Annotated in this window: 29 protein-coding genes, 1 tRNA gene and 1 pseudogene; 8 read left to right on the top strand and 23 right to left on the bottom strand. The window is 64.5% G+C overall.

Annotated elements, in window-relative coordinates:
* Positions 1 to 44: 44 nt before the first annotated feature.
* The 3 genes from IVB28_RS13050 to mgtE all read right to left on the bottom strand — a co-directional run bounded on the left by IVB28_RS13050 (position 45) and on the right by mgtE (position 2,949).
* Positions 45 to 863, bottom strand: a complete 819-nt coding sequence (locus tag IVB28_RS13050; RefSeq protein ID WP_247526578.1) for an aldo/keto reductase — start codon at positions 861 to 863, stop codon at positions 45 to 47.
* Between the two features lie 152 nt (positions 864 to 1,015).
* Complete coding sequence (locus tag IVB28_RS13045) at positions 1,016 to 1,330, bottom strand: helix-turn-helix domain-containing protein (protein WP_247526577.1); 315 nt, start codon at positions 1,328 to 1,330, stop codon at positions 1,016 to 1,018.
* Between the two features lie 197 nt (positions 1,331 to 1,527).
* Positions 1,528 to 2,949: a magnesium transporter gene (gene mgtE / locus IVB28_RS13040; RefSeq protein ID WP_247526576.1), complete on the bottom strand. Its 1,422-nt coding sequence runs from the start codon at positions 2,947 to 2,949 to the stop codon at positions 1,528 to 1,530.
* A gap of 116 nt (positions 2,950 to 3,065) precedes the next feature.
* On the opposite strand from mgtE, the gene IVB28_RS13035 reads away from it, so the two are divergent.
* Positions 3,066 to 3,839, top strand: a complete 774-nt coding sequence (locus tag IVB28_RS13035) for a polysaccharide deacetylase family protein (protein ID WP_247528527.1) — start codon at positions 3,066 to 3,068, stop codon at positions 3,837 to 3,839.
* Positions 3,840 to 4,017: 178 nt separating this feature from the next.
* On the top strand, positions 4,018 to 5,298 hold the full coding sequence (locus tag IVB28_RS13030) for a polysaccharide deacetylase family protein (protein WP_247526575.1): 1,281 nt from the start codon (positions 4,018 to 4,020) through the stop codon (positions 5,296 to 5,298).
* Between the two features lie 3 nt (positions 5,299 to 5,301).
* Here the strand turns inward: IVB28_RS13030 and IVB28_RS13025 are convergent, their stop codons facing one another.
* A complete protein-coding gene (locus IVB28_RS13025) occupies positions 5,302 to 5,676 on the bottom strand; it encodes a hypothetical protein (protein ID WP_247526574.1) in 375 nt (124 codons plus the stop codon).
* A 276-nt stretch (positions 5,677 to 5,952) separates the two neighbouring features.
* Between IVB28_RS13025 and IVB28_RS13020 the strand changes: the two genes are divergently transcribed.
* A complete protein-coding gene (locus tag IVB28_RS13020; RefSeq protein ID WP_247526573.1) occupies positions 5,953 to 6,210 on the top strand; it encodes a hypothetical protein in 258 nt (85 codons plus the stop codon).
* A gap of 121 nt (positions 6,211 to 6,331) precedes the next feature.
* Here IVB28_RS13020 and IVB28_RS13015 read toward each other — a convergent pair whose 3' ends face one another.
* The 7 genes from IVB28_RS13015 to IVB28_RS12985 form a co-directional block, all read right to left on the bottom strand.
* On the bottom strand, positions 6,332 to 6,520 hold the full coding sequence (locus tag IVB28_RS13015) for a hypothetical protein (RefSeq protein WP_247526572.1): 189 nt from the start codon (positions 6,518 to 6,520) through the stop codon (positions 6,332 to 6,334).
* Positions 6,521 to 6,530: 10 nt separating this feature from the next.
* Entirely contained in the window at positions 6,531 to 6,860 is a 330-nt protein-coding gene (locus tag IVB28_RS13010) for a four-helix bundle copper-binding protein (protein ID WP_247526571.1), read from the bottom strand.
* 30 nt (positions 6,861 to 6,890) lie between these two features.
* The gene (locus IVB28_RS13005) at positions 6,891 to 7,910 is read right to left on the bottom strand and encodes a cation diffusion facilitator family transporter (protein ID WP_247528526.1); all 1,020 of its coding nucleotides are present in this window, start codon (positions 7,908 to 7,910) and stop codon (positions 6,891 to 6,893) included.
* 27 nt (positions 7,911 to 7,937) lie between these two features.
* Positions 7,938 to 8,837, bottom strand: coding sequence for an NAD(P)/FAD-dependent oxidoreductase (locus tag IVB28_RS13000; protein WP_247526570.1), 900 nt, complete (start codon positions 8,835 to 8,837; stop codon positions 7,938 to 7,940).
* Positions 8,834 to 8,992 carry a hypothetical protein gene (locus tag IVB28_RS12995; protein WP_247526569.1) on the bottom strand — a complete coding sequence of 53 codons (159 nt, stop codon included), beginning with the start codon at positions 8,990 to 8,992 and terminating at the stop codon, positions 8,834 to 8,836. Before IVB28_RS12995 ends, IVB28_RS13000 begins: the two co-directional genes overlap by 4 nt.
* A 62-nt stretch (positions 8,993 to 9,054) precedes the next feature.
* On the bottom strand, positions 9,055 to 9,255 hold the full coding sequence (locus tag IVB28_RS12990; protein WP_247526568.1) for a hypothetical protein: 201 nt from the start codon (positions 9,253 to 9,255) through the stop codon (positions 9,055 to 9,057).
* Positions 9,255 to 9,464, bottom strand: a complete 210-nt coding sequence (locus tag IVB28_RS12985) for a hypothetical protein (RefSeq protein ID WP_247526567.1) — start codon at positions 9,462 to 9,464, stop codon at positions 9,255 to 9,257. Before IVB28_RS12985 ends, IVB28_RS12990 begins: the two co-directional genes overlap by 1 nt.
* Before the next feature lie 281 nt (positions 9,465 to 9,745).
* On the opposite strand from IVB28_RS12985, the gene IVB28_RS12980 reads away from it, so the two are divergent.
* Positions 9,746 to 10,030, top strand: a complete 285-nt coding sequence (locus IVB28_RS12980; protein ID WP_247526566.1) for a hypothetical protein — start codon at positions 9,746 to 9,748, stop codon at positions 10,028 to 10,030.
* Between the two features lie 143 nt (positions 10,031 to 10,173).
* Here the strand turns inward: IVB28_RS12980 and IVB28_RS12975 are convergent, their stop codons facing one another.
* The 6 genes from IVB28_RS12975 to IVB28_RS12950 all read right to left on the bottom strand — a co-directional run bounded on the left by IVB28_RS12975 (position 10,174) and on the right by IVB28_RS12950 (position 16,655).
* On the bottom strand, positions 10,174 to 10,374 hold the full coding sequence (locus IVB28_RS12975) for a hypothetical protein (protein WP_247526565.1): 201 nt from the start codon (positions 10,372 to 10,374) through the stop codon (positions 10,174 to 10,176).
* A gap of 502 nt (positions 10,375 to 10,876) precedes the next feature.
* A complete protein-coding gene (locus IVB28_RS12970; RefSeq protein ID WP_247526564.1) occupies positions 10,877 to 11,047 on the bottom strand; it encodes a hypothetical protein in 171 nt (56 codons plus the stop codon).
* 174 nt (positions 11,048 to 11,221) lie between these two features.
* Positions 11,222 to 11,980, bottom strand: coding sequence for a Crp/Fnr family transcriptional regulator (locus IVB28_RS12965; protein ID WP_247526563.1), 759 nt, complete (start codon positions 11,978 to 11,980; stop codon positions 11,222 to 11,224).
* On the bottom strand, positions 11,980 to 15,147 hold the full coding sequence (locus tag IVB28_RS12960; protein WP_247526562.1) for a CheR family methyltransferase: 3,168 nt from the start codon (positions 15,145 to 15,147) through the stop codon (positions 11,980 to 11,982). Before IVB28_RS12960 ends, IVB28_RS12965 begins: the two co-directional genes overlap by 1 nt.
* A gap of 193 nt (positions 15,148 to 15,340) precedes the next feature.
* The gene (locus IVB28_RS12955; RefSeq protein WP_247526561.1) at positions 15,341 to 15,637 is read right to left on the bottom strand and encodes a hypothetical protein; all 297 of its coding nucleotides are present in this window, start codon (positions 15,635 to 15,637) and stop codon (positions 15,341 to 15,343) included.
* A 10-nt stretch (positions 15,638 to 15,647) separates the two neighbouring features.
* On the bottom strand, positions 15,648 to 16,655 hold the full coding sequence (locus IVB28_RS12950) for a chemotaxis protein CheB (RefSeq protein WP_247526560.1): 1,008 nt from the start codon (positions 16,653 to 16,655) through the stop codon (positions 15,648 to 15,650).
* Between the two features lie 88 nt (positions 16,656 to 16,743).
* Between IVB28_RS12950 and IVB28_RS12945 the strand changes: the two genes are divergently transcribed.
* On the top strand, positions 16,744 to 17,151 hold the full coding sequence (locus tag IVB28_RS12945) for a response regulator (protein ID WP_247526559.1): 408 nt from the start codon (positions 16,744 to 16,746) through the stop codon (positions 17,149 to 17,151).
* 107 nt (positions 17,152 to 17,258) lie between these two features.
* Here IVB28_RS12945 and IVB28_RS12940 read toward each other — a convergent pair whose 3' ends face one another.
* The 5 genes and pseudogenes from IVB28_RS12940 to IVB28_RS12920 form a co-directional block, all read right to left on the bottom strand.
* Complete coding sequence (locus IVB28_RS12940) at positions 17,259 to 17,399, bottom strand: hypothetical protein (RefSeq protein ID WP_247526558.1); 141 nt, start codon at positions 17,397 to 17,399, stop codon at positions 17,259 to 17,261.
* A 114-nt stretch (positions 17,400 to 17,513) separates the two neighbouring features.
* Positions 17,514 to 18,122, bottom strand: coding sequence for an isochorismatase family cysteine hydrolase (locus IVB28_RS12935; protein WP_247526557.1), 609 nt, complete (start codon positions 18,120 to 18,122; stop codon positions 17,514 to 17,516).
* 162 nt (positions 18,123 to 18,284) lie between these two features.
* A pseudogene (locus IVB28_RS12930) lies at positions 18,285 to 18,386 on the bottom strand (N-acyl homoserine lactonase family protein); the annotation flags it as partial.
* Positions 18,387 to 18,572: 186 nt separating this feature from the next.
* Positions 18,573 to 18,657, bottom strand: a tRNA-Leu gene (locus IVB28_RS12925).
* Positions 18,658 to 18,858: 201 nt separating this feature from the next.
* Positions 18,859 to 19,101: a FliM/FliN family flagellar motor switch protein gene (locus IVB28_RS12920; protein ID WP_247526556.1), complete on the bottom strand. Its 243-nt coding sequence runs from the start codon at positions 19,099 to 19,101 to the stop codon at positions 18,859 to 18,861.
* 67 nt (positions 19,102 to 19,168) lie between these two features.
* Between IVB28_RS12920 and lipB the strand changes: the two genes are divergently transcribed.
* Together lipB and IVB28_RS12910 are read left to right on the top strand one after the other, a co-directional pair.
* A complete protein-coding gene (gene lipB / locus IVB28_RS12915) occupies positions 19,169 to 19,918 on the top strand; it encodes a lipoyl(octanoyl) transferase LipB (RefSeq protein WP_247526555.1) in 750 nt (249 codons plus the stop codon).
* 198 nt (positions 19,919 to 20,116) lie between these two features.
* Complete coding sequence (locus IVB28_RS12910; protein ID WP_247526554.1) at positions 20,117 to 20,830, top strand: DNA helicase; 714 nt, start codon at positions 20,117 to 20,119, stop codon at positions 20,828 to 20,830.
* Between the two features lie 43 nt (positions 20,831 to 20,873).
* On the opposite strand, the gene IVB28_RS12905 is transcribed toward IVB28_RS12910, so the two are convergent.
* Complete coding sequence (locus IVB28_RS12905) at positions 20,874 to 21,296, bottom strand: 4-oxalocrotonate tautomerase family protein (protein ID WP_247526553.1); 423 nt, start codon at positions 21,294 to 21,296, stop codon at positions 20,874 to 20,876.
* A gap of 111 nt (positions 21,297 to 21,407) precedes the next feature.
* Here IVB28_RS12905 and IVB28_RS12900 point away from each other — a divergent pair, with 111 nt between their 5' ends.
* Positions 21,408 to 22,259 carry a LysR family transcriptional regulator gene (locus tag IVB28_RS12900; protein ID WP_247526552.1) on the top strand — a complete coding sequence of 284 codons (852 nt, stop codon included), beginning with the start codon at positions 21,408 to 21,410 and terminating at the stop codon, positions 22,257 to 22,259.
* Positions 22,260 to 22,265 lie beyond the last annotated feature (6 nt).

Genomic DNA, 22,265 nt, shown 5'->3' with positions numbered 1-22,265 from the left:
GATCTTGGGTTGCCGCCGCGGTCCTAGCATACCCCGGCCCCCTCTCAATCCCATTTCGGGGCGAAGCCGAAGTCGGTCAGGCGGCCCTTGGGACTGGCGAGTGCGGCGATCCGGCTCATCTCATCCGCCGATAGCTCGAAATCGAATATCTCGATGTTTTCGGACAGGCGCTCGATGCGCGAGGTGCGCGGGATCGCAGCGACATTCTGCTGCACCAGCCAGCGCAGGCAGATCTGCGCCGGCGTCTTGTGGTGGATGCGCCCGATCTCGGCCAGCGTCTGGTCGGTCTTGATGCGACCCTTCGCAATCGGGCTATAGGCGACGAGGGCAAGGCCATGCTGATCGCAGGCTGCCCTCACCTTTGTTTGGCCGAGATAGGGGTGGTATTCGACCTGGTTGCAGACGAGCGGCTCGCCCGACAGCGCCACCGCCTGCTCGATCAGCGCCACCGTGAAATTGGAGACGCCGATGTGGCGGGTCAGGCCCATGCGCTTGGCATGCGACAGTGCGCCGAGCGTCTCCGCCAGCGGCACGTGCGGATTGGGCCAGTGCAGCAGCAAGAGGTCGACGGAGGTAAGCCGCAAACGCGCCAGGCTCTCCTTGACCGATCGCTCGAGATCATGGGGCGCGAAATGGTTGGTCCAGACCTTGGTGGTGAGGAAGACGTCGTCGCGGCGCACGCCCGAGGCGCGCAAGCCGTCGCCGACCTCGCGTTCATTGTCGTAGATCTGCGCGGTGTCGATGTGGCGATAGCCGAGCCGCAAAGCCTGCTCGACCACGCGCGCGGCAGGCCTTCCGCTCAGCTCCCAGGTCCCGAGCCCGATCGCCGGGATTCTCGCGCCGTTGGCCTCGACGAACAGCATGAGGAGTCCTCTTCCGTTGCGGCAGCCCCTGACGTCATCAGGCCCTTCATTATGGACCCGGCGCATGACGCTGCCAACGGAAGCCGCGGCAGTCCGGCGGGATATTTGGCGCAATGCTAACGCAAGGCTCGCGTCGGGCTTGGGCCCTCGGCTCAGGCTTTGGCGAGCGCCTGGAACACCATATCGGGGGCGTGCGCGATCACCGCGAGCAGCGCGCGCGCCGGTCCCCGCGGAGCACGCTTGCCCTGCTCCCAGTTGCGGATGGTCTCGACGGGAACGCCGAGCTTGGCGGCGAACTCCATCTGGGTCAGGCAGGCGCGGCGGCGCAAATCGCGCACCGCGAGCGAAGAGTTGTCAGGCGCGGCGGTGGCCGCCGGCTCGACCGCGGACGGCTGGACCGGAAACTCCTGCCCGTCCCGCACCTCGACGATCCGTCCGTCCGCCTTTAACCGCACACGCATGCCCATTCCCCCAAGCGAGGCGATGATGCGGCAGGTCGCTTAAGTTCGGATTAAAGATAGCGGCATCGTGGCCCGGACGCAGCGCAGCGCTCCTTCAGCGGTGCGCTGCAGAGCCGGGGCCCATCTCGTCGCGGAGTCCGCTGCTTTTTGGGTCCCGGTTCTGCGCAGCAGCGCTTACGCGCCGCAGCGCCCGGGACACGAGATCACCTCAGCCCGAACCACAGCGTCGCGATGCCGAGGAAGGAGAAGAAGCCGACGACGTCTGTCACGGTGGTGACAAAGGTGCCGGAGGCCACCGCCGGATCGGCCCTGACGCGTTCGAGCGCCATCGGGATCAGGATGCCGCCGAGCGCACCGGCGATGAGGTTGCAGATCATCGCAAGCCCGATGACGATGCCGAGGCCGGGAATCTTGAACCAGGCCACCGCCGCGATGCCCGTGATCACGGCAAAGGCGAGCCCGTTGATAAGGCCGACCAGCGCTTCGCGCATCACTACGCGCCAGGCGTTGGAGGCGCCGAGCTCACGCGTCGCCAGCGCCCGCACCGCGACCGTCATGGTCTGGGTCGCGGCATTGCCGCCTTGGCTCGCCACGATCGGCGCCAGCACGGCGAGCGCGACCATCTTTTCGAGCTGGCCCTCGAACAGGCCGAGCACGGAGGACGCCAGGAACGCGGTGGCCAGATTGACCAGCAGCCAGTTGAAGCGGCCGCGCGCGATGGTCAGGAAGGTGTCCGACAGCTCTTCGTCGCTGGTGACGCCGCCGAGCGCCTTGAGGTCCTCGTCCGCCTCCTCCTCGATGACGTCGACAACGTCGTCGACGGTGATGACGCCGACCAGGCGATCCTGGGTGTCGAGCACGGGGGCTGCGACGAGATTGTACTTGCCGAACATACGCGCGACCTCCTCCTGGTCCTCCAGAACGGAGACGCGGCGGCGGTCCTCATCGGTGAGTTCGGCAAGCGGCACCGGCCGGCGCGCGCGCAAGAGCACGTCGAGCGGCACCGCACCCTGCCAGTGCTGGTCCTTGTCGACGACGTAGATCTCGTAGAAGCGGTCGGGCAGATCCGGGGTCTCGCGCATGTAGTCGATCGCCTGGCCCACGGTGAAATCCTGGGGCACCGCGATGAACTCGGTCTGCATCCGGCGTCCCGCGGAATTCTCGGGGTAAAGCAGGCTGCGTTCGAGCGCGACGCGCTCCTTGAGCGGCAGCTTTTCGAGGATTTCCTCCTGCTCGGCCTGATCCAGGGTCTCCAGCAGCTCGACGGCGTCGTCCGATTCGAGCTCGCGGACGCCCTCGGCGACGGTCTCCGGCGGCAGCTCGTCCAAGATCTCTTCGCGGACGGCCTCGTCCACCTCGTTCAGCGCGGCGAAATCGAAGTCGCGCCCGGTCAGCTCGACCAGGCGGACGCGGTCGTCGGGCTCCAGAGCGCCGATCAGGTCGCCGAGATCGGCCTCGTGCAGCTCGGCGACGCACGCGCGCAGCGATGCGCTGTCGCCCGCCTCGATCGCATGCGCGATCTCCTCGACGAATTCGTGCCTGATATCGCCGTCTTCATTGCGCATCGGCACGTGGTCGAGTACCGAATCCGCGGCGGATCGGGCAACGTCCATATGTTCATCCATGGCGCGCCTCGCCGTTTGACAGGTTGGGATCAGGTGGTCTGAGCTGACGGTCAGGCAATACCCACAAGGCAATCGCGAGCGCAATGACAAAGATGCTTCGACTGAGGTGGACTTCGATGTCGCTGGGCGTGTTCCTCGCGGCCCTCACCGGCATCACCTGGACTGAAGCGGCCGAGTGCCCGCGCAAGGACGCGCTCGGCACCTCGCGCGTGCTGAGCGTCGATGCCAAGACCACGCCGCGCGTCGGCCTGAAGAGCTTTCCGCAGACGCTTGCACTGGCCGATCGCGAGGTCGTGCTGACCTTCGATGACGGGCCGAACCCGCCGACGACGTCGAAGGTGCTGGCGGCGCTGGCGCAGGAATGCGTGCGCGCGACCTTCTTCCTGATCGGCCTGCACGCCGGCGAGCATCCCGACATGGTCAAGCGCATCGCCCGCGAGGGCCACACCATCGGCCATCACACCTTCTCGCACCCGTTCATGGCGCGGATCCCGTTCGACAAGGCGAAGAGCGAGATCGACCGCGGCATCGCAGCCGTCGAGACGGCACTGCACGGCACTTCGACGACGACGCCCTCGACGCCGTTCTTCCGCTTCCCCTATTTCGAGGGGACGCCGGCGCAGCTCGACCTGCTCCAGTCGCGCGGCATCGTCGTGTTCGGGGCCGATTTGTGGGCCAGCGACTGGAACGAGATGACGCCGCAGCAGGAATTGAAGCTGGTCACCGAGCGCCTCGCCGCGAGCGGCAAGGGCATCGTCCTCTTCCATGACCCCAAGGCACGCACGGCCGCGATCATGCCGGCCTTCCTACGGTATCTCCGGGAGAACGGTTTTCGCGTGGTCCACGTCGTACCGGCCGGCCTGCCGCAGAAGAATGCCGACGCGCGCTGATGCCGGAATGTCACGCCGGGGCAAAATGGGGTGATTTGAGCCCTATTAACACTCCGTTCATGCTACCCCATGCAAATGGATGGAGACTTTGCGATGGGAAAGGGTCTTGCGCCTGAACCGTTTCCCGATGTCTCCGACCTACTATGGCGGCAAGCGCAGATGAGGGCAGATCGGGTTCATGATCGGAACTAGCGTTGTTTCGCGGACGCGATCGTGGACCGTCCTTTGCCTCAGCGGATTCCTCGGATTTTCGGCCATCGGATCGCCGGCGGCGCTTGCGGCCGACTGCCCTGGCCACCCCGACGCACTGGGGACCTCCCGCACCCTCGTGGTCGATCCGCACGAACATCCGCTGATCGGCACCATGCAGTATCGCGAGACGCTGCCGCTGAAGGACCATGAAGTCGTCCTGACTTTCGACGACGGTCCGCTGCCGAAATATTCCAACCAAGTCCTCAAGATCCTCGACGACGAGTGCATCAAGGCGACCTTCTTCATCATCGGCGGCCAAGCCAAGGCGAACCCGGAAGGCGTGCGCAAGCTGGTGGCGGCGGGCCACACCGTCGGCACCCACAGCATGAGCCATCCGCTGACCTTCGACCGGATGCCGGCCGAGAAATTCGAGGCCGAGATCAACGGCGGCATCGAGTGGACCTCGGCCGCGATGACCGATCCGTCCAAGCTGGCGCCGTTCTTCCGCATTCCCGGCCTGATGCGCGCCGAAGGCGTCGAGCATCATCTGATCTCGCGCGGCATCCAGGTCTGGAGCGCAGACTTCCCGGCCGACGACTGGCGCCATGTGTCGTCCGACCGCGTCTATCAGCTCGCGATCCAGCGGCTGGAGGCGAAGGGCAAGGGCATCCTGCTGCTGCACGATATTCAGGCCCGGACGGTGGCGGCGCTGCCGAAGATCATCCGCGACCTCAAGGCGCGCGGCTATCGCATCGTGCATGTGGTGCCGGCGACCGCCGACCGTCCGGCGACACCAACCGCGCCGGTGGAGTGGCTGCTGCATCCGCCGACCGAGACTGTGCCGATCGCGCGCTGGCCGGCTGTCCCGAACTTCGTGTTCACGCAGAGCAAGACGCTTCCGGCGCCCTCGGTTGCCGATCTCAATGCGCAGCCCGAGCACCAGCCGCTGCTGCCGCGCCGGACCATGGCACAGGCCAATGTCGCGGCGACCCTGCCCGTGCCCGGCCGCGCTCTCTTTGCAATCCCGGAAGGCTCGGTCGAGGTGCTGCTGTCGACGACATTGTCGCGGCGTGCCGCGACGCGGCTGGCGATGGCGGCCGAGACCCAGCATGCGGCCGGAGGCAAGGCAGCAAGGGCCAAGGCAGCCAAGCCCCAGGCTCGACACACCGCGCATGCGATACCGGCCGCACTGAACCATGCCGCGCAGGCCAAGACGACTGCCCCCCGCCCGACCCGCCTCGCCACCAGCGCGAAGAAACGCGCGTGAGTTCTACTGCCGCATGATGGCGGCGACGCAGAGCAGCACGATCAGCGCCAGGAAGAACAGGTCCATATAGGACTTGAGCTCGCCGTCGCGCCGCAGCCGCGCAACGTCGGCGACGACCTGCTTGCGCACGTTCGTTCCCCCGGAGCCGTCATTGATCGGGCCCTGAAGGCGCCGCGTCTCGGCTTCCAGCTTCTCGATTTTCTGGAAGAAGTAGAACGCGCGCAGCGTCGAGACGGCGCGCATGGCGGCATAGACCAGCACCAGGATCGCGATGATCGCCCGGTTCTGGTATTTCTCCATGAAGTTCAAGCTGAAATAGACCATCGCCATGAATGCGAAGTTGGTCACGAAGCGATAGACGAAGCTGAGAAAGATCATGCTGGCTCGAACCTTGAGGGGCGCAACCCAATGGTGTTGCAATTCGGGATCGGGGACCCAGACCGGAACGGGCAGCCTGGATGCGGTAGCGGCCCGTCTACGCCAACTTTGTTTCGACAAAGATACTAGCGTCTCGCAAGTCGCCGCCTTTTAGCCACACGCTGCCATAATGCAAGCCGGAGGCCGCCCCCCGCAGCGCGTCCGTTACGGCTCAATGGCTTTTCTGGCGGAAGTCGCGATAGACTGGACGCTGCCGCCACAGCTGGGGTCTGCGGAATGTCGAAGAAGGGAATCACCGGCCACGACGACTGGGTTCTGACCGAGGCCCTCGCGACTGCCCTGGTCGCGCTGGAGCAGCTCGATCCGAAGCACCAGCCGAACGCGCATATGGACGACATCCGCAAGATGCTGGCGAACGGCAAGGAGCCGGCGGCGGTGACCCTGCACCTCGCCCAGGCCAAATGCCGCCTGTTTCCCGATCTCGACCCGCTGGATATCTATCGGGAATACGGCATCGGAGAGGAATACGGCTAAAGCGCGATGCGATCAGGATGAATCGCCATCGCGCTTTAGGTTGTTGTTTAAGCATGATCTTTTCGGAAGACCGCTGCGCACTTTTCCGGATCATGCTTTAGGAGCCGCTTGCCGATCGAGCCTAAGGCCCGCCCGCGACTGATCCCGCGATCACCATGACCAGCGCGCCCAGATCGATCCTGCCATTGACGATCAGCTCCTCCGAACTGTTCGCATCGTCCGCGCCTTGAACCTTCAGCGCTTGCGGCCGGTTCGCGGCTTGCCGCTGCAATTCGCCGATGATGGCGTCCTTGAGTTTCTCTTCCAGCATGGGCTCTCCTTCAGGCTGCCATCGCGCGGCAGGATTGTGCGCAGGAGCGGCACATCGCGACGCATTCGTCCATGCCGCCGACCCGCTCGCAATCCGCAGCGCATTCGGTGCAGATTTCGGCGCACTCGCCGCAGGTATGCCGGTGATGCGGCGTGTTGATGAGCATGAAATGCGCAGCCGTCCGGCACATTTCGGCACAGGCCATCATCAGGCGGAAGTGCTTCGGCTCGACGTGCTTCCCGCCGGTCTCGAGGCAGTGGTTCATCGCCGTGCCGAGGCAGGTCTGGTAGCAGCTCATGCAGAGCGCGATGCAGCGGGTCATGTCTTCTGATTGGGCCATATCTCTCTTCCTTTGGCGCGCCCGCCCAGCTCAACCAAGGCGAGGCGATGCCCTTCGTTCCCCGTTCTGGTCGATTGTGACATCCGGGGAACCGCGCGATGCCACCGCGCCGAAACGCCTCCCGCGCACCGCGCGGTAGCGGGCAGCGGTCTGCGGCTTGATGAACAGCGCCGCCACGCTTGGATGCCGCTTGCGGATCTCGGTCTCGATCGCGATGACACATTGTTCGATGTCGTCCGCGCGCTTGTCATCCGCAAACTCGACGCTCAGGGCCGCCACGATTTCAGCCGGCGACAATTGCACCGTGAGGAGGCCGTTGGCCCTGAGCACGCCGGGCGAGCGCCTCGCGATGTCGAGGACGGACCGCGCCAGCTCCGGATCGGCAGGCTCGCCGATCAGCAGGCTCTTGCTCTCGCGTGCAAGGCCGACGGAGGTGATCGCCAGCAACAGGCCGATCAGGATCGAGCCGATCCCGTCCCAGACCGGCTGGCCCAGCCAAACGGCGGCCGCAGTGGCCGCGGCAGCAATCGCAATGCCGACCAGCGCCGCGCTGTCTTCGAGCAGCACCATGAACGCGGGAGGATCCTTGCTGCGAACGAAGGCCTGATAGTATCCGAAGCGCCGGGCTTCGGAGCGGAAGTGCCGCAGGGCGACCAGCCAGGAGCCGCCTTCAAACAGGAAGGACAAGGCCAGCACCGCGAAGCTGACCATGGGATCTTGGATCGGCTCGGGGGAAGCAACGTGCAGAATACCCTGATACAGGGAGACGCCGGCACCCAGCGCGAAGATGAGCAGCGCAACGATGAAGCTCCAGAAGTACAGCTCGCGGCCGTAGCCGAGCGGATGAGATTCGTCGGGCAGACGGCTTGCGCGCCGGTACCCGTAGAGCAGCAGGATCTCGTTGGTGGTGTCGACGAGCGAGTGCACGGCTTCGCTCGTCATCGCCGAGCTTCCCGTCCACGCGGCGGCGCCGATCTTGGTGACCGCGACGAGGACATTGCCGAGCAGCGCCGCATAGACCGAGGTCTTCGTGGATGATCCCGCGGCCATGTTTGCCATTGTCCGATATCCCGCTGCTCAGGCCAGGGGCCGCGGCAGGCTGTGGTGGATCGCACAAGCCGCGACCGCCGCGTGGCCGAACGCGACCGAGATCTGGTGCAGGTCGGTGACGACGTCGCCGATGCCATAGAGTCCGCTGACCGAGGTGCGCTGATGGTCGTCGACTTTCAGATTGCCTTCCCCGACATGCTCGGCCCCCAGCGACACCGCGAGCTGCGAACGCACCTCGGCTCCCATCGCCGGATAGACCGTGTCGAATTGCAGCGTCCGGCCGCCTTCGATGACGGCCTCGATGCCCCCGCCCCTCCGCCGCAGATGCGGGTGGGGTGCGAACACGACATCGATGCCGGCCTCGGTCAGCTCCGAAGTTGCGCTTCGTTCGTCATCCTGGCCGATCGCGAGCAGCGTCACGTCGTGCGAGTAGCCGCGCAGGAACAGCGCCTTGCCGGCGGCACGGTCAAGCGGGCCGATGACGCCGATGCGATGGCCGGTCGCCTCGAAGGCGTCGCAGACGGGACAGTAGCGCAACAACCCGTCCGCGACGGCAGCGCGCCACTCCCGAAATGGCGGATGGATGTCGACGATGCCGCTGGCGAGAATGACGGTGGCGGCGGCATGCGCCTCGCCGTTCCAGCTCGCCTCAAAACCATGATCGTGCCGCCGCAACGCGGTGACCTCGGCCTCTACGCGCGGTACGGCGAGTTCGTCCAGCTGCGCCGACATGCGGGCAATCAGGTCCGCGCCCGATAGCCCGTGAACGAATCCGGGAACGTTGTGGCTGCGCGGGATCAGCGCGGCCCGGCTCGCGCCCTTATCGACGACACAGACATTGCGGCGGAAGCGCGCCAGATAGATCGCAGCCATCAGTCCGGCAGGCCCCCCGCCGACGATCAGGCAATCAAGCGGCGCACTTGTCATTTGGGGTTCGGGTCCCTCAGACCGACGCCCGCCTTTCGCGGCGCCTTGCGCGAACGGCTGTGGGCGTCCCAGGCGGCACCGACGATCGCATCGAGCTTACGTTGCAGCGACAGCTTGACGGGCGGCATCCCTTGGCGAATTTCGGCGTCCGTCATTCTTGCTCCCGGCGAAGTCGGTATCCCGACCAACCCGGGGCGCTGCGCGCGGTTCCTGCCCGTTATTGGCGAGCTATCTCCGCCGGGGAATCGAATTGTGCGATTCGCCGGTCCAGCCGCCACAGCTCGATGCGATGCACCAGCACGAGCGCTGCGGCTTCGCGCTTGGCCTGCTCATCGTCGTTGCAGACCAGATTGACGCATCCGAACACGTGCCCGTCCGGATCGATCTGAAAAGCACGGTAATGCTTGAAGCTTCCCATTATGATGGTCCTCGTCGCGGCGAGACGGGTGCGCTCAGCCAGTCTGTCAGGTTCGAGGTCACTTCGTTCTGCTTGGCGAATTGCAGCAGCGTCTCGCGCTCCCTGCCGGGCGGCAGGCTGCGCGCGCGCTCGCGGGCGCTTTCGGCAAACAAGGTCAACCGCTCCTGGAGCGATTGGGTCTGTTTCCTGCGGTTACGTTTGGCGGTCATCTGGACTTTCACAGGGGTTCGGGATCTAGGGAAATCGGCCCCGGCGGGGGATCGGCGCCGGGGGCCCAAGGACTCTCTTGTCACTCAAGTGGCTTGCCCGGTCGGGGCGGCCCAGCCCGGCAACCTTCGTAGCTTCGGCCGCAACAGCCGGTTCCAGCATTTCAATAAGTTAACCGTGCGTGATTTTGCGCCCGAGACACGGCGGTGACCGCTCGGTCCCCGCTGCGGCGGAACCGAAATGCTGATTCGCATGTTCAAGAACGACTTGAAGGAGGATCATCATGGCAAAAGCAGCATGGAAGCGGCCGGACTCGCCGATCGGCCGCAAGGGACCGCGCAATGCCAACCCCGCGTACAAGCGCCGCGCGCGGCAACCATGGACGCCCGCGGATGTGAGCAAGTTGAAACAGCTTGCGAAGGGCAACACACCGACCGGCGTGATGAGCATCAAGCTTCAGCGCCCGGTCGCTGCCATTCGCAGCAAGGCGCAACGCGAAGGGATTTCGCTAAGGCCGGTCAACCGCTCGCCCTATAATCGGCGAAGCAAAGCTGCGAAGCGGCGTTGATTCTCCTCACCACCGGTTGCGACACTCTCGAAGCCGAGCAGGCTCGAGCGCGATGTGATCAGGATCGATCATCATCGCGCTCAAGCCTCTTGCTTGAGCGTAATCTTGTTCGGAAAACCCCTGCTCGCTTTTCGAAATCGGGTTCAGTCCGGCGCCTGCAAGCCGGGTGATCGCAGCCACTCGCTCATTTGAGAGCCGGTTTCCGCCTGACGGGCCTTGCGCAACATCTCGTTGCGGGCCGTACCTGGCGGAAGAGAACCTGCTTGTTCGCGCAGCCGCTCAGCCTCGGCAGCCAAGCGCGTCTCGAGCTGATCCGTTTGCCTGGATGTGCGCCGCGTCGCCATGAGACGTTCTCCCTGTTCACCGGAGCGCGCCGTTGCGTCCTCGGTTTGGTCCGCGCCACGCCGGACAGCGCAGCGAACCGACAACGTTCCCGACGCGGAACGGTTTCGCGGGTTCCACGAAAAAGACTTGTCTCAGGGGCGTCTTGTCCGGACGCCGTTAACGAGACCTCGTCTGTCCTGATTGTAGCGGTGCGCCCTGATTTCCGTCCGGATCATAGCGCTTTCCATCATAGCCCGGCGCAAATCGGAGACGATTTGATCGTGATGCTCCATGAGCAGTCGACGCTGCTCGCGCAGCGAGAGACTGTCATCGATGACGCAAGTCGCGCGGGATATCAGGGCCTCGCTCATGGGCCTATAGTGACAGACCGGCAGAAGCAGGCATTTAAGCAGGTTACTCAAATTGCGACATCGGCACAAAATGTGCCGGGCACAACCTGGACCAGCCGTACGGATCGTGCGCGAGCACGAACTTACAGCTCAAAGGAAGACCCGGGAGGTCCTACATGATGAGCATCGACAGGGAGAGTTGTTGTTCCATTTCATGGCGGGCCCGCCGAAGCTGCCCCCTGACGTCGGCATTGAGCGCCCGCAAGCGAATACTTTCCTCAATCGCTCGATCGGCGCGTTCCAGCAGACTCAGAGTCTCGGGATAAAGAGGATCGTCGTCCATAATGACTCCCGATGAATGCAGGCGGGAGTGCGCGATCTCTCAGTCACCGGCGCCTACGGACAGAGCCTAGGCCAGCGATGCAGGTAAACTAGCTCAGATCGGCGCCTGTTGCTAGTGCGGAGCGGAGAATCCCAACCGCCGCCCTCGTCGGCGGGCCCCCGAAGTACAGCGGGTTCATTCGCGCTCTCGGCCGCCCCGATAGAGCTGCAGATAACCCGCCGAGAACAGGGCTGCGTTCTTGAGCGCGTCGAGATCCCTGACAATCAGCGTACGGTCGCGCAGCACGATCAGCTCTGAGGCGCGCATCTCCTGGAGCGTGCGATTGAGATGGACCACCGACAGGCCGGTGGCGTCCGCCAAGTCCATCTGCGTCACTGGCATCGCGCAGGTGTTGCCCTCGACCATGCCGACGGGGCGAAGCCGCTCGAAGATCTCGCAGAACAGGTGCGCGACGCGCTCAAACGCGACGCGACGGCCGAGATTGATGACCCATTCGCGCTGGATCGCGTTGTTGACGAGGGTCTCGCACATGAACGCTTCGGTAAGTGAATGGTCGGCGGCCAGCAGGCTGTCGAAGCGCGCGCGCTTGATGTCGGCGTAGACCGAAGGGGTCAGCGCGGCGATGGAATGGTCCATGGTGGGAAGCAGAAAAGCATGAGCATCGCAGCTCTCACCGGGAAAGATGAAGTTGACGATCTGGCGCCGGCCGTCTTCGAGCGTCTTGTAGCGGCAGAGCCAACCCGACAACACGATGCGGACGCTGTCGACGTGGTCTCCCTCGCAGATCAGGTCCTCGCCCGCTCCGGCGCGCTGTACCCCCTCGAGCATCGCATACTCGAACGACGCGCGCGCCTCCGGCGACAGGGGCCTCAGCGCATTCAGCCGGCGAATGGCCGGTTCCACCAAGCTGCGATCGGCGCTCGACAAGGGCATCAGTTAGCCAAAGAAGGTGTGTGGAAGGATTCCTTGCTCAATGGGATCGTGACAGTGCATTGCAGGCCCTCGGAATCGAAGGCCATCGTGGTGTGGCCCTTCAGCTCGAACGCCAGCGTACGCTCTAGGAGCTCGGTGCCGAAACCTTTCCGCGTCGGCGGCCGCACCTGCGGTCCCCCGCGCTCCCGCCATTCGAACGTCAGCTGCGCGGGTTCGGTGTTTGCATCAATGCGCCAGGAGACCTGGATGTAGCCCGACGGCCGGCTCAGCGCGCCGTATTTCAGCGCGTTGGTCGCGAGTTCGTGAATCGCGAGGGCGAATGTTTCGGCGGCCTTGGGCTGGAAGCGCACCTTGGGGCCGGAGACCCGCATCTGCTCGCCTTCCCGCGCATCACACGCCAACAATTCCTCGGCCACGAGATATTCGAGGTCGACGCCGCCTTCGGGATCATGGGTGAGCAGCGCCTGGGTCCGGGCGAACGCATTCAGCCGGCCGTCGAGATGGGAAGCATATTCCTCGACAGTGGAACTCGTTGCTGCCGAGCGGCGCGCAATCGAGCGTACCACGCCGAGCGTATTGCGGACCCGATGCTTGAGCTCGGCCAGGAGGAGGCGCTGCCGCTCCTCGGCGCGGGTAATCGCCGTGATGTCGATAAAGGTGATGACGACGCCCGCGATGAAGTTGTCGACACTGCGGTAGGGCAGGACGCGGGCGATGTATTTCCTGCCATCGTCCGGCGCAGTCAGCTCGCGCTCGGCGCTCGCCAGGGTGCGCAGCACGCGGCGTACGTCGTCGTAGAGCTCCTCGATCGGAATGCGCGCCTTGATGTGGGAAATGGGGCGGCCCGCATCGGTTTCCACCAGATGCAAGACCTGCGTGATCGCCGGCGTGAAAGTCATCACCCGCAGGTCATTGTCGAGAAACACCGTCGCGATCTGCGTGCTTTCCAGGAAATTCTTGAGGTCGCTGGTGGCGCGGGTCAATTCGTGGACGCGGTGCGCCAGCTCGCCATTGACGGTGGTCAGCTCCTCGTTGACCGACTGCAACTCTTCGCGTGAGGTTTCGAGCTCCTCGTTGGCGGACTGAAGCTCTTCGTTGAGCGATTGGTATTCCTCGTTGGAGGATTTCAGCTCCTCATTGGTGCTTTCGAGCTCCTCGATGGTGGCCTGGAGGCGATCACGCGTCGCGCGCAGCTCGCTTTCGAGCCGCTCGACATGCTCGGTGCGGATGAGAGCGTTGGGTTTGTTGTGGTCGTCCCCGTCCGATTGGGCCGGTCCGTCCTTGAACAGAACGACGAAACTTCGGTGGCCGCCAGCGCCATCCTGTATCGGCTCCACCGTGATGTTCACAAGGATGCGGTGGCCGTTCACGCCGAGGTGCACCTGCTCGGCATGGACAGGCTCGTTGGTTTCGGCCGCACGGGCGAGCGCGGCCCGCAACTCCAGGCGAAGATCGCGATGCACGAGCTGGAGCAGGTCGAGGGTTGCGGCGCCTGCGGTCGGCTCGATGTACCGCCCGGTGCGCCCCGAGAAGTGCAGGATCTGGAAATTGTCGTCGGTGATGACATAGGCGGGGGCATATCGATCCGCGACCCGCTGCGCGCGCCGCTCCAGACCGACGTCGCGGCCGACCGAGCGCGCCGGCGGTACCTCGACCGGCACTCTGCTTGCAGCGGACGTGATCGGAAATTCGGGGGGCAGCCGCGTTCCCGTATCGAGTTTCCTGAAGATGCGCGCACGGCGATCGATCGGCACGAACAGCTTTGGATGCCGCGTCACGTTCTCCGAATTGCCGAGGAACAAATAGCGGTCCGGCAACAACGCGAAGTGGAACAGCGGGATCACACGGTTCTGAAGCTCCGCATTGAGGTAGATCAGCAAATTGCGGCACGAAACGAGGTCAAGCCTGGAGAACGGCGCGTCCTTGATGACGTTGTGTTGGGAGAAGATGCACACCTCGCGCAGCTCCTTCACCACGCAATAGGTGTCGCCCTCGCGCACGAACCAGCGCGCCAGGCGTTCGCCGGTCATGTCGGCTTCGATGGAGGTGCGATAACGGCCGACGCGCGCGGTGGCGAGCGCCCGGCCGTCGATGTCGGTGGCGAAGATCTGCACCTGCGGTGGGGAGTCCATCCGCGCCATCTGTTCGCGCAGCAGGATGGCGATCGAATAGGCCTCCTCGCCCGTCGCGCAACCAAGCACCCAGACGCGGACCTGCTGGGCCGCGCCCTTGTCCTGGAAGAGCTTCGGGATGATCTGCGTCTCCAGCACCTCGAACTCGCGCTTGTCGCGGAAGAACTCGGTGACGCCGATCAGGAGATCATTGAAGAGATGATGCGCCTCATCCTTGTCGTTGCGCAGGAAATCCACGTAGGCGGGGATGTCGGCGATCTGGACAACTTGCATGCGCCTCTGCACGCGGCGCAGGAAAGTGTTTTGCTTGTAGCCGTGAAAATCGTTGCCGGTCTTGTTGCGAAGAACGTCGGCGATGCGCGACAGCGAGGTCGCAGCCGCGGCCAGAATCTCGTCGAACCCGTGCTTCTCCTCCAGACGCCGCAGATGCCGGGCATAGAGCTGGATACGCTCGGGAATCTCCTCCGGTGGCAGGACGTAGTCCGCGATCGCCGCCGGCGTGTTGGCCTCCGTGAGAGGGTCGGATGTCTCGCTCGCGACCTGCTCGGCAATGGCGAGACCGCCGTGATCCTTGAGCGCTGCCGTTCCCAGCGTTCCATCGCCGCCGGTGCCGGACAAGATCACACCAATGGACTTCTCGGCGCGCTCCTCCGCCAGCGACACCAGGAAGCTGTCGATCGTGGCGCGCCCCCCTGGCGCCTGCTCGGCCTTGCGGATCGCGAAGCTTCCGCCCTGGATCGTGGTGATCATCGCGGGCGGGCACAGATAGATCGCGCCACCCTCGATCGGATGGCCATGGCCGGCTTCGGACAGCCTGCCGCCGTTTGAGCTTTGTACGATCTGGCGCAGCCGTGCCTCGTCGAAGGCTTCGTGGTGCTGAAGCGCCAGCACGACGGTCTGGTCGGCACTCAGACTCAGCTTGGCAAAGAAGCGCTCGATGCTGTCCAGAGCGGCCGGTGAGGCGCCAACGCCGATCACAAGCGGGGACTTGGTCTGGCGCTCTTCTTCGACCGCTCTCTCGCCGACTTCAGTCATGGCCTTGGTAGCTCTCTTTCACTGGCCGGGACTAATGGGCGCCCGGTCCTCCTGCAAATAGCAGAAATCAACCGAACCCCAACAGGTCAAAGACGAGAATATCACAGGGCCTCCTTTGATGTCGGCGTCGTCCGAGCCCTGATCAGGGAGCCGCGTGGCGTCTAGACCAGCTTCGGCGGGCGGCGCGCGGCTTTCAGGGCTCCGGCTGTTGGCCGGCTTCTGGCTGTCGCGCCGCCAATTGCCTTTGCAGATACGCGATGCGCTGCACGATCAGGACGCGGTGGCGTTCCCACTCGGCCAGGGTCTGCTTGAGGACCTCGGCCAGTTGCTGCGCCTGGGAGATATCGTGACCGCCGGCCCGAAGCTCGAGGACGCGGTCCTCCTGCTTGCGGATACGTTGCCAGCCCTCCTCGATGTCGCGGTCGGCCTTCACCAGAACGCGCTGCTCGGCGTCGAGCTGCTCAGTTTGTTCGGCGGGGGAGATGGACATGGCAGACCCTTCACGCGTCCGGATTGCGGGCTGGAGGATCGAGCGATTGTAGCACCACCCGCCGGATCATGTCGGCATATTCACGATATTCGGCCGCCCTCGCCTGGTACATCTCGGCGACCGCGGGCCGGCCGCTGCGCTGGCCGTCGACCGCCATGCGGTGCACCAGTTCCGCCCGTTCCTCGATAATGCGCAAGGCGACACGCAGGGCCTCGTCGACGCGCCCCTCCTGCTCCTTGGCGAGCGTATCGGCCGTGAAGCCATGACCGACCTGGCAACGGAAGCGCATCGGACGCTGCTCCTTGACCTCGGACAGAACGCCGCCGCAGGAAGGACAGGTCAGCGCAACGGGATCGGCAACGGTGAGCAGCTTGTCGCTGCCAATCCGGTCTCCCGCCGCAATCGCGACCTCCAGTCTGATCTCCGGCGGGATCGGCAGCGCAGCTCCGGCCTGCTCCCTGACGAGTTCGGACAGCACATCACCCATACTGGCGCCGGGGACGCAGAGGTCGACGGTGGTCTCCTCCATCGCGCGCCGCGGCATCTCGTCGGAAATGGCGTCCATGGGGTCCTGGACCACCGCCATCCCGCCGCAGCGCTTGATCGCATTGAGGCCTGCCGCGCCGTCCGACAACAGGCCGCTCAAGAGCACGCCGATCACCCGCGGGCCGTGAGTGATTGCTGCGGAGCGAAACAGGGCGTCGATGGCCGGCCGCACCAGGTTCTCGCGTGGACCGCGCCCGAGCAAGATCCGGTCCTCGGACAGCAGCAAATGATGGTCTGGCGCGGCCAGATAGATCTGCCCCGGCTGGATCTCCATGCCGTTTTCAGCCTGACGAACCGGAAGTGGGCCGGCGCTGCTGGCGACCGTCGACAGAATACCGATACCCCGCGCCGGAATGTGCAGAACGATAAACACGGCTGCCGGCAAATCCGGCGGCAAGCGGCTCAGGATGTGCTTCAACGGCTGGGTCGCTCCGGCCGAACCGCCGATGACGATGATGTTGCGGTTGTTCATGGAACCCGTTTTCAACTGCGTCGTTTTGAATCAAGGCGGGCCCCCCGGTTTATGTTCCAACGGGGGCGGAAGCCAAGGCTGAGGCACAATGACAATATCGCGCTCGTCATCCGATCGACCTGCGCCTCTCACGGGGCGCAGAGTTTTCGTGGTCGAGGACGAATATTTTCTCGCCGACGACATCAGCGAGGCAGTCCGCGCGCTGGGGGCCGAGGTCGCAGGTCCCGCCGGTCACGTCGAGGACGCATTCAAGATCCTGCACGACGGCAGCACGCTGGATGCCGCGGTCCTGGACGTGAACATTCACAGCGAGATGATCTTTCCGATCGCCCGCGAACTGATGGCGCGCAAGGTGCCCTTCGTGTTCACCACCGGATACGAAAGGATCACCGTCGGCGCGGAATTCCAGGATGTGCCGCTCATTGAAAAGCCGATCGATCTGACCGCGATGGCACGGAAGCTGGCGGCGCTGATCGCCGATCCAAAGGATCGATAAGGCGAGGCAATCAGAACAGATGCGCGAAAGCGAGCCAGGCGCTGACCGCCAGGCAAAGGAGAACCGCGGCATAAGGCAGCGCGACGCGCAAGACAGCCTCCGCCCCCTCAAATCATCATCCACACGATTGCGCCCATCATCACGAGAAAACCCGTGATTGCGGTGGCGACAAACGCCTGTTCGATGCGATCCATTGCCCGGCCCCTATCCAGCGAGCCCAGATTGACCGGCTTGAGGGCCGAACGCATTAGACTATGTGAATCGGCCGCGATGCGTTTTTCGGCCCTGGGACACGGCCGCATCGCGGCAGCCCCGAACTCTTTCCGGCGCCGCGTGTTCGGCAGCGGTCCCGATGATCCCCCCTATTCGCGCCAGAACTCCGACAGCTCCTCCGCAGTCATGAGGTCGACCTGGCCGTGAAAGCGGGTGCGGTACATCGTCATGAGCGCGTCATGCCCGACGTCGGACGAACTGCACAGCGCGTCCTCGACGATGACGACCCGGAAGCCGAGATCGACGGCGCTCAGAACGGTCGACAGCACGCAGACGTCCGTCTCTGCGCCCGATATCACGACCGTGCCGATAGTCTTGTCGAGCAGCAGGGTCGCGAGGGCGGGATTGCTGAAGGCGGAATAGGCCGGCTTGTCGATGACCGCAGCCGGCGGAACGAACTTGCTCAGGGCAGGTACGAGTTCGAGCGCGGATGGCGGCAGATGCCTGCGGGTCGCCTGATGCCAGCGATGAAAATAGCTCTGCCACTGGCCGGGACGATCTTCCGGATCCTGCGGCGTGATGAAACGCGTGAAGATGGTCCTGGCCTGGTGGCGCGCAACGACCCCGACGATCGCCGGCAGGACCCGCTCCATCCATGGCGTCGCCCACAGACCACCGGGGGCGAAAATGTTCTGCATGTCGATGCAGAGATGAACGGCATTCCTGATCTCGGTGACTTCCGAAGCGCTGTCCCTCATCGTTCTCCACCGTCAAGCGCATCGCCCCGCCACGTCAGTCGACATCGCCGCGGCGAATTCAGCGACTGAATGCCAATGGAAAGGCTTTGGTTCCGCGAGCACGCTGAGCCCGGTCGCGCCAGCGTTCCCCAAAGCGCGATGCGATCAGGATGAATCGCCGTCCGTGGCGTAGGCGAGTTCGTGCTCCTGGAGATGAAACCGCGCGTTCGGAAACGGGACGAAGTTTCCGGCATGACCGTAGTGCAGATGCGTGAGGATCACATCCTCGGGCGTCGGCGCGTTGGGGACGGATCATCAAAGCGGCCGGAATCGAGCCGCATTAGGCTTTGGCTGTCACGACTGCGAGGTTTCGCCAGGTCGCCCAAATCCAGTGCGGCGGAATCGATTGCATCGACGCAATCCTCGGACTGCGTCGGAAATATCAATCATTTCAAAGGGAAGAATGAACCATGGTGCGCTCGGAGGGACTCGAACCCCCACGATTTTACTCACTGCCACCTCAAGGCAGCGCGTCTACCAGTTCCGCCACGAGCGCTTTGGGGATGCCGGCATGAGGCTTGAAGGCCAGCCGGATCAACGGCGCCGATCTAACAAATCCATCAGAGGGGTACAAGCCTGCAAAGGCCCTGAATTCCACAAGCTTTGCAGGAAAGTCGGGCCGCTCGCCCCGAATCGGCGTTGACCCCGGTGTCCGGGCCGCAACCGCGTGCTAGGCGCCTTCCGGCTGCCCAGGTCGCTATCGCATGCCCGGTGAGCGCGGCAGCATCTGCTTGACCTCGACCGCGATCCGGTTGCGGTCGACCAGGACGACGCCGGAAGCGACCGGCAGATTATTGGCCAAAACCTTGACCTCGTCGGCCTCGGTTGCGTCCAGCTCGATGATGGCGCCGCGGGAAAGACGTAATACTTGATGGATCGGCATGGAGGTCGTTCCGAGGACGACCATGAGATCCACGGTAACTTTATCGAGGGTGGGCACTGTCAGGACCGCCGCAACTAGGGACTAGCATTTGCTCCCGAGATGATCACCACGTTATGGTTAGCCAATGGTTAATTCGCCTCAAAACCCTCGCCAAAACCAGCGTCAAGAGCTCGATTTGGCGTCGTTTTCCAAGTCCGACGGCGAGCCGGTTGAGTGGCGGATCTCGGACGCTCCGGTGCCCTACCCGGAGGCGGTGGCCGCCATGGAGGCCCGGGTCGCCGCCATTGCGGCGGGTGAGGCCGCGGAGTTGGTCTGGCTGCTCGAACACCCCCCGCTCTACACCTCCGGCACCTCGGGCAAGGCAACGGACCTGCTCAATTCCCGATTCCCGGTCTTCGCCACCGGACGCGGCGGCCAGCTCACCTATCACGGGCCGGGCCAGCGGGTGGCCTATGTCATGCTCGACCTCAAGCGCCGGCGGCCGGACGTCCGCGCCTATGTCGCGAGCCTGGAGGAGCTGATTCTGCGCACGCTCGCTGCCTTCAACGTCCGCGGCGAACGGCGCGAGGACCGGGTCGGCGTCTGGGTCAAGCGGCCAGACAAGGGCGCGGACCACGAGGACAAGATCGCGGCGATCGGCGTCCGGCTGAAGCGCTGGGTCTCGTTCCACGGCATCGCGATCAATGTCGAGCCGGAGCTATCGCATTTCGCCGGCATCGTGCCGTGCGGCGTCACTGACGCCCGTTACGGCGTCACTTCGCTGGTCGACCTCGGCCAGCTCGTGACGATGGCTGATATCGACGTCGCGCTCCGGCAGGCGTTCGAGGAGCTGTTCGGGCCGACCCGCGCGCTGCTGCCCGAAGTGGCCGCCTGACGCATTCCTGTTGGAGACGCAGCGTCCGCGTTCTCCACCGACGCGGAATCGGTTATGTTCGATTCCGGTGCCGCCCACGCCTCCCCCCCTCCGCCGGGAAAACAGACCTCATGCCGGGCGATAAGATCATCGACCGACTGTTCGAGCACTGGGCATAAGGAGGGATTGCGTTTCAGCTCGCAATGGGAGGTTTTGACGATGAGACTCTCTGCGCCGATCTATCATCTGAAACGACGCGCGAAGCGCCTGTCCCGCGAGGAAGGCATTCCGCTGCACGACGCCCTTGACCGCATCGCCGCGACGGAAGGATTTTCCGCCTGGAGCATCCTGGCCGCGAAAGCCGCCGCGCTGACGCCCGCGAGCAGGCTGTTCCCGCAATTCCGGCCCGGTGATCTGGTGCTGGTCGGCGCGCGGCCCGGTCAGGGCAAGACGCTGATCAGCCTCGAACTTGCGGTGGAGGCCATGAGGTCGGGCCATCGTGCCGCGTTCTTCTCGCTCGAATACACCAAGAAAGATGTTTTGGATCGCTTGCGCGCGATCGGCGTGGAGCCGGCGCAATTTGGCGAGTTATTCGAGGTCGATTGCTCCGACGCCATCAGCGCCGATTACGTCGTCAAGCAGATGGCCGCGGCGCCCCGCGGCACGGTCGTTGTGATCGACTACTTGCAACTGCTCGACCAGAGACGCGAAAATCCAGACCTCACCGTTCAGGTGCGCGCGCTGAAATCGTTCGCGCGCGATCAGGGGCTGATCGTCGTCTTCATCTCGCAGATCGACCGATCCTACGATCCTTCAGTCAAGCCCTGCCCCGATCTCGGCGATGTCAGGCTGCCGAATCCGCTGGACCTGACGCTGTTCGACAAGATGTGCTTCCTGAACAATTCCGAAGTCCGGTTGCGGGCGGCGAGCTGACGATCAGGCCGCGGATGAGACTGCTCACCCGCGGCTTGCTGCCTTACGCCGCCTGCACCGACACCTCGAGCTTGCCGGCGATGTAGCGGCGCTCCTGGGTCAGGCCGCCGAAGCCGTAGGCATCGCCCTTGACCTCGTCGACATGCAGATAGGTCTCGGGATGCAGCGGGCCTAGAATCCCGGCCATGCGCTTGAACATCGCGGCGAGATAGGCCGCCTTCTCGTCCTTGGTGTTGGTGCCTTCGCTGACGTGGATGTCGATCCAGTAGCTTGCAAGCTTCTGCTCGGCGAGCGACTTGCCGCCGGCGAACCAGTCATCGGCATCCACCGCCTTGACGATGATGGCGGTCACCTTGGGATCCTTGTGCAGGATTTGTGCAGTGAGCTCGGACACGGCGTTCGCGATCTCGGCCTTCAGGGTCGGCGACTGCCGGGACGAGGTATAGGACACGGTGATCAGGGGCATGCTGGTCTCCTCAAGATGCTGCGCCGGTTGGTGCGGCGTTGATGAGAAGCTAGACCTTTGCTCCTCATTTTGGTATCTTATCTCTCTTGATATCAGTGATAAGCATTCATAATGACACCGACGCTCGACATCGCCACCATCAAGGCCTTCCTGCTTGTCGCCGACCTCCAGAGCTTTACCCGTGCCGCCGAAGCGCTGGGTACGACCCAGGCGGCGGTCAGCCTCAAGCTGCAACGGCTGGAGACGTTGCTGGGCAAACGTCTCGTCGAGCGCTCGCCGCGCGCAGTCCGGCTCACCGCCGAGGGCGCCGGCTTCCTCGAACGCGCCCGTGCGCTGATCGCGGCGCATGACCGCGCGCTGTCGGGTGAGGCACCGGCCGTGCAGTCGCTCTCGCTTGGCATTTCCGATCACGCTGCAGGCCCTGAACTGGTGCCGCTGCTCGAACGCCTGCACGCGATGTCATTGAATCTCACCCTCGCCGTCAGCATCGGCTTCTCGCGCGAGATGCAGGATGCCTACGACGCGGGTCAGCTCGATGCGGTGATCGTCCGCCAGGAAGGCAGCCGCCGCGGCGGCGAGAAGCTGACCGAGGACGAGTTCGGCTGGTTCGCTGCACGCCGCCTCACACTGCCGAAGGGCGAGCCGCTGCCGCTCGCGACGCTCGCACCGCCCTGCGGGGTCCGCGCGGTCGCGGTGAGCGCGCTCGACAAGGCCAACATCGCCTGGCGCGAGCGCTTCGTCGGCGGCGGCGTCACGGCCGTGGTCGCAGCGGCACTTGCCGGACTTGCGATCGCGCCGCTGGCACGGCGGATCGCGCCTCCTGGCCTCGTCGACATCGGGCCTGCGCACAAGCTGCCGAAGCTCGGCAGCTCGAAGGTGATGCTGCATTCGAAGGTCAGCGATCCCGCGAAAATGGCGGCGCTGCGTGCGGTGGCGGCGACATTTCGGAGCGCAGCCGCGTGACGCCGT

It is taken from the genome of Bradyrhizobium sp. 199 (assembly GCF_023073355.1).
In the GTDB taxonomy this organism is placed as follows: domain Bacteria; phylum Pseudomonadota; class Alphaproteobacteria; order Rhizobiales; family Xanthobacteraceae; genus Bradyrhizobium.
Note: the sequence above shows the minus strand (reverse complement) of the source record. Positions and strands in the feature narration are given on the sequence as shown.

What these genes read in the sequence shown, in the direction of transcription:
- IVB28_RS13045 (WP_247526577.1), bottom strand. Translation starts at nt 1,330, where the DNA reads ATGGGCATGCGTGTGCGGTTAAAGGCGGACGGACGGATCGTCGAGGTG.
- IVB28_RS12965 (WP_247526563.1), bottom strand. Translation starts at nt 11,980, where the DNA reads ATGCCCTTGTCGAGCGCCGATCGCAGCTTGGTGGAACCGGCCATTCGC.
- IVB28_RS13025 (WP_247526574.1), bottom strand. Translation starts at nt 5,676, where the DNA reads ATGATCTTTCTCAGCTTCGTCTATCGCTTCGTGACCAACTTCGCATTC.
- mgtE (WP_247526576.1), bottom strand. Translation starts at nt 2,949, where the DNA reads ATGGATGAACATATGGACGTTGCCCGATCCGCCGCGGATTCGGTACTC.
- IVB28_RS12950 (WP_247526560.1), bottom strand. Translation starts at nt 16,655, where the DNA reads ATGAACAACCGCAACATCATCGTCATCGGCGGTTCGGCCGGAGCGACC.
- IVB28_RS12995 (WP_247526569.1), bottom strand. Translation starts at nt 8,992, where the DNA reads ATGACGGACGCCGAAATTCGCCAAGGGATGCCGCCCGTCAAGCTGTCG.
- IVB28_RS13020 (WP_247526573.1), top strand. Translation starts at nt 5,953, where the DNA reads ATGTCGAAGAAGGGAATCACCGGCCACGACGACTGGGTTCTGACCGAG.
- IVB28_RS12975 (WP_247526565.1), bottom strand. Translation starts at nt 10,374, where the DNA reads ATGGCGACGCGGCGCACATCCAGGCAAACGGATCAGCTCGAGACGCGC.
- IVB28_RS12970 (WP_247526564.1), bottom strand. Translation starts at nt 11,047, where the DNA reads ATGGACGACGATCCTCTTTATCCCGAGACTCTGAGTCTGCTGGAACGC.
- IVB28_RS13035 (WP_247528527.1), top strand. Translation starts at nt 3,066, where the DNA reads ATGTCGCTGGGCGTGTTCCTCGCGGCCCTCACCGGCATCACCTGGACT.
- IVB28_RS12935 (WP_247526557.1), bottom strand. Translation starts at nt 18,122, where the DNA reads ATGAGGGACAGCGCTTCGGAAGTCACCGAGATCAGGAATGCCGTTCAT.
- IVB28_RS12960 (WP_247526562.1), bottom strand. Translation starts at nt 15,147, where the DNA reads ATGACTGAAGTCGGCGAGAGAGCGGTCGAAGAAGAGCGCCAGACCAAG.
- IVB28_RS12980 (WP_247526566.1), top strand. Translation starts at nt 9,746, where the DNA reads ATGGCAAAAGCAGCATGGAAGCGGCCGGACTCGCCGATCGGCCGCAAG.
- IVB28_RS12940 (WP_247526558.1), bottom strand. Translation starts at nt 17,399, where the DNA reads ATGCGTTCGGCCCTCAAGCCGGTCAATCTGGGCTCGCTGGATAGGGGC.
- IVB28_RS12905 (WP_247526553.1), bottom strand. Translation starts at nt 21,296, where the DNA reads ATGCCCCTGATCACCGTGTCCTATACCTCGTCCCGGCAGTCGCCGACC.
- lipB (WP_247526555.1), top strand. Translation starts at nt 19,169, where the DNA reads ATGGTTAATTCGCCTCAAAACCCTCGCCAAAACCAGCGTCAAGAGCTC.
- IVB28_RS12945 (WP_247526559.1), top strand. Translation starts at nt 16,744, where the DNA reads ATGACAATATCGCGCTCGTCATCCGATCGACCTGCGCCTCTCACGGGG.
- IVB28_RS12910 (WP_247526554.1), top strand. Translation starts at nt 20,117, where the DNA reads ATGAGACTCTCTGCGCCGATCTATCATCTGAAACGACGCGCGAAGCGC.
- IVB28_RS12985 (WP_247526567.1), bottom strand. Translation starts at nt 9,464, where the DNA reads ATGACCGCCAAACGTAACCGCAGGAAACAGACCCAATCGCTCCAGGAG.
- IVB28_RS13015 (WP_247526572.1), bottom strand. Translation starts at nt 6,520, where the DNA reads ATGCTGGAAGAGAAACTCAAGGACGCCATCATCGGCGAATTGCAGCGG.
- IVB28_RS12990 (WP_247526568.1), bottom strand. Translation starts at nt 9,255, where the DNA reads ATGGGAAGCTTCAAGCATTACCGTGCTTTTCAGATCGATCCGGACGGG.
- IVB28_RS13050 (WP_247526578.1), bottom strand. Translation starts at nt 863, where the DNA reads ATGCTGTTCGTCGAGGCCAACGGCGCGAGAATCCCGGCGATCGGGCTC.
- IVB28_RS13000 (WP_247526570.1), bottom strand. Translation starts at nt 8,837, where the DNA reads ATGACAAGTGCGCCGCTTGATTGCCTGATCGTCGGCGGGGGGCCTGCC.
- IVB28_RS13030 (WP_247526575.1), top strand. Translation starts at nt 4,018, where the DNA reads ATGATCGGAACTAGCGTTGTTTCGCGGACGCGATCGTGGACCGTCCTT.
- IVB28_RS13010 (WP_247526571.1), bottom strand. Translation starts at nt 6,860, where the DNA reads ATGGCCCAATCAGAAGACATGACCCGCTGCATCGCGCTCTGCATGAGC.
- IVB28_RS12955 (WP_247526561.1), bottom strand. Translation starts at nt 15,637, where the DNA reads ATGTCCATCTCCCCCGCCGAACAAACTGAGCAGCTCGACGCCGAGCAG.
- IVB28_RS13005 (WP_247528526.1), bottom strand. Translation starts at nt 7,910, where the DNA reads ATGGCCGCGGGATCATCCACGAAGACCTCGGTCTATGCGGCGCTGCTC.
- IVB28_RS12900 (WP_247526552.1), top strand. Translation starts at nt 21,408, where the DNA reads ATGACACCGACGCTCGACATCGCCACCATCAAGGCCTTCCTGCTTGTC.